The sequence below is a fragment of the Acidovorax sp. Root219 genome, assembly GCF_001428665.1.
Lineage (GTDB): Bacteria > Pseudomonadota > Gammaproteobacteria > Burkholderiales > Burkholderiaceae_C > Acidovorax.
Genome location: NZ_LMIJ01000040.1, coordinates 1 through 3519, shown reverse-complemented (window position 1 = coordinate 3519; position 3519 = coordinate 1). Strand labels below are relative to the sequence as shown.

At 64.2% G+C, this 3519-nt stretch carries 3 protein-coding genes; all 3 read left to right on the top strand.

Going from position 1 to position 3519, the window contains the following annotated elements; genetic code table 11:
• Positions 1-157 precede the first annotated feature (157 nt).
• From ASE28_RS27685 to ASE28_RS27675, 3 genes are read left to right on the top strand one after another with little or no spacing between them, the layout of a single operon-like run.
• Positions 158-1408 carry a site-specific integrase gene (locus tag ASE28_RS27685; RefSeq protein ID WP_235516236.1) on the top strand — a complete coding sequence of 417 codons (1251 nt, stop codon included), beginning with the start codon at positions 158-160 and terminating at the stop codon, positions 1406-1408.
• A complete protein-coding gene (locus ASE28_RS27680; protein ID WP_008903160.1) occupies positions 1405-2406 on the top strand; it encodes a tyrosine-type recombinase/integrase in 1002 nt (333 codons plus the stop codon). Before ASE28_RS27685 ends, ASE28_RS27680 begins: the two co-directional genes overlap by 4 nt.
• Positions 2399-3418: a tyrosine-type recombinase/integrase gene (locus tag ASE28_RS27675; RefSeq protein ID WP_008903159.1), complete on the top strand. Its 1020-nt coding sequence runs from the start codon at positions 2399-2401 to the stop codon at positions 3416-3418. Before ASE28_RS27680 ends, ASE28_RS27675 begins: the two co-directional genes overlap by 8 nt.
• Positions 3419-3519: the final 101 nt, after the last annotated feature.

The window sequence follows — 3519 nt, the reverse complement described above, 5'->3', positions numbered from 1 at the left end:
GCAGCGTTATGCACAGCACGCAGTTATGGACAGTTGGCCAGTCTGAACGCGCCAGAGGCTGTGATCGCCCTGGTAGATCGCAAGGAGGCGGTGCCGTTGAACTGGACATAAGTTCGCAGTCGGCGCATGAATGGTGATCTCACAACTGGAGATCACCATGGACTTGATTCTTTCGATGCACCCGATGGCCAGGGCATGGCTGCTCGATGGCCCGCTGTCTTCATACGTCGGGGCGTTCCAGGCATTGCTGGAGCGCGGCCGGTACGCCGAAGGCAGCTCGGAGACTGCCCTTCGTGCCTGGTCGCACTTTGCCCACTGGATGGCGAAGTGCCAGGTATCTGCCGAACAGATCGACGAAGCCCTCGTCGAGCAGTTTCTGGATTCGCATCTGCCGCGCTGCGACTGCCATCCCGCGGCTCTGCGTACACGCAGCGGCTTGAGCGCCAGTCTCGGACACCTGCTCGCCTTGTTGCGGGAACAGCATGTCATCGTGGAACTGCCAGGCCCCAGCGGTCCCATTGCAGAAGAACTGAACCGTTACAACGTCCACATGCGCGACGCCCGCGGCCTGGCGATAGGCACGCGCGAGGATCGGCTGGTACTCGTAGGTCGTCTGCTGCAATGCAAGTTCGCGGGCAAGGCCATCGCCATCGGCGAGTTGCAGCCGGAAGACGTTCGCGGCTTCATCGCAACCGAGCTCACGCGGGTCAGCAGCGGGTCGCATTCCAGCGCGGTCACTGCTGCGCTGCGGGCCTACTTCCGATACCGCGGGACCTGCGGTGACGCAGTGAACAGCCTGCTCGGCGCTATCTCGTCGCCGGTGCGATGGAGCCAAGCATCGTTGCCGCGCGCGCTGACGACCGAGGAGGTCCAGCGCCTCGAAGCGCATTGCGCCGAGGCCAAGCGGGCTCCGCTGCGCCTGCTGGCCATGGTGCGCCTGGCCTTGGATCTCGGACTGCGCGTGGGCGAGATCGCCAAGCTGGAGATCGGCGACTTCGATTGGCGTGCCGGAACGGTGACCTTGAAGCGAACAAAGTCCCAGCGCCAGGATGTCCTACCGCTGCCGGTGCTCACCGGGCAGGCTCTGGCGGAGTACATGAGACACGAGCGGCCCGCAACCACGCTGCCATCGCTGTTCGTCCGTCGGTTGGCGCCACACGACAAGCCCATCGGCGTCGATGCAGTGAGCCAGGCAATCGGGCGTGCCCTGCGAGGTGCCGGCATCTCACGCGGTTGCCATTCGTTGCGTCACACGCTGGCCTGTCGCCTGGTCAACAGCGGCAGTTCGATCAAGGAGGTCGCCGATGTGCTTCGGCATCGATCGCTGGACACCTCGTTGATCTACGCCAAGCTCGACTTGCAACTGCTTGCCGAGGTCGCTCTGCCTTGGCCTGGGAGTGCATCATGAGCGCCGCAGCATCGGCGAACATCGACCTCACCGCCAAGGTGGAGCAATACCTGACTGAACGCCTGCGCCTCGGGTTCAAGCCGTGCTCCTCTGATCTCGCTGTGCGCAGCTTCACTCGCTTCATGGTCGGAGAGGGACGCGACATCGCGTTGACGGTAGACGTGATGGTCCAGTGGGCGCACCAGGTACAGCCTCGGTATCTCGTGGGCGGCCGGGCCAATGTCGACACGGCAGCGCGCCGACTGGCAACGCTGCGCCCCTTCATGCGCTGGCTCCAGCAGTTCGATCCGACTGTCGAAGTTCCTGACGATTCCAGCTTCGGTCCGATCCCGCGCCGCGTGGCGCCTCACATCTACAGCGAAGCCGAGATCGCGGCATTGATCGTCGCTGCCCGCCGACTCGGCCCCTCGGATGGCCTTCGTGCCACCACCTATGCAACGCTGTTCGGTCTGATCGCATCGGCCGGGCTTCGGGTCTCTGAAGCGATCAACCTGGCCGACTCGGATGCAGATCTGGACGGCGGCATCCTGACCATACAGCAGACCAAGTTTGGCAAGTCCCGCATGGTGCCGCTGCACCCCAGCGTGATCGGTCCGATGGCAGCCTACCGGGCCTTGCGCCGCCAGTACGTGCCTGCGAAGCCGCAGATGACATTCTTCGTGGGCTCGCGTGGCGTGCACCGGGGTGAACCGCTGGGAGATCGGCAGGTGCATCGAGTGTTCTGTCAGCTGCGCGAGCAATTGGGTTGGATCGATCGCGGCGGCCATGGCCGACCGCGGGTGCATGACCTGCGCCATAGCTTCGCCGTGAGACGGATGATCCTGTGGCACCAGCAGGGAGCGAACCTTGACCAACGAATGCTGGCCCTGTCCACGTACATGGGCCACATCAATATCTCCAGCACGTACTGGTACCTGAGCGGCGTGCCGGAGTTGATGGCGTTGGCCGGCGCTCGATTCGAACGCTTCGCCGACGTCGCGGAGAACGACGATGAGTAGTTCTGAACACCGCAAGCCCGCTCCGCCGAGCTTCGCGACGCTGGTCCAGTCCTTCTTCGCCGAGCACCTGACGCAGCAGCGCGCGTTGAGCCCGCAGACCGTTGCGGCCTATCGGGACGCGTTCGTGCTGTTCCTGGACTTCGCCCAGGCGCAACTGCACAAGACGCCCACGACGCTGTCGCTCGCCGACCTGACGCCCGCGCTGATCCTGGACTTCCTCGATCATCTCGAACGCGATCGGCACAACACCGTTCGCAGCCGCAATGCGCGACTGGCCGCGCTGCGCTCGTTCCTGAAGTTCGCGGCCCGGCGAGACGTGACGGCACTTCAGGTCGTCGAGCAGGCGCTCGGCGTGCCGATGAAGCGCTTCGAGCGGCCGATGTTCGAGTTCCTGACACGCGAGGAGATGCTGGCCGTGATCGGCGCGCCAGGAGCGGATTGGATGGGCCAGCGAGACAAGCTGCTGCTGGCCCTGCTGTACAACACCGGTGCCCGCGTGTCGGAGGCAATCGGCGTAAAAGTGGGCGACGTCGTGCTGGCACCCGCCGCCTGCGTGCATCTGCATGGCAAGGGACGCAAGCAGCGGTCGGTGCCGCTCTGGCGATCGACGGTCAAGGTGATCCGCGCCTGGCTGAAGTTCAACCCGGACCTGACTCCCACGTCGGCGCTGCTGCCCAACCGTGGCGGACAGGCGATGACGCGGTCCAACGTGACGCAGCGCCTGGCATTGGCCGTCAAGAAAGCCGCGCTCACGACGCCGAGCCTGGCCGGGAGAACGATCTCTCCACACTGCCTGCGTCACTCGACCGCTATGCACCTTCTGCAGTCGGGCGTGGACATCAGCGTGATCGCTCTGTGGCTCGGACACGAGAGTCCGGCGACAACGCATCAGTACATAGAGGCCGATCTCGCCATGAAGGAAAAGGCACTGGCCAGGCTTCAGGATCCCAATGTGGTCCCACAGCGGTTCCGGGCAGAAGACGATCTGTTGAAGTTCCTCAAGACCTTGTGATTACGTGAAGTTCAAAGACGCGACCGCAGCCCTCTTGCGAGGGCGGCGACGCCGCGCTGCCGGACCAACTGTGCATAACTGCGTGCTGTGCATAACGCTGC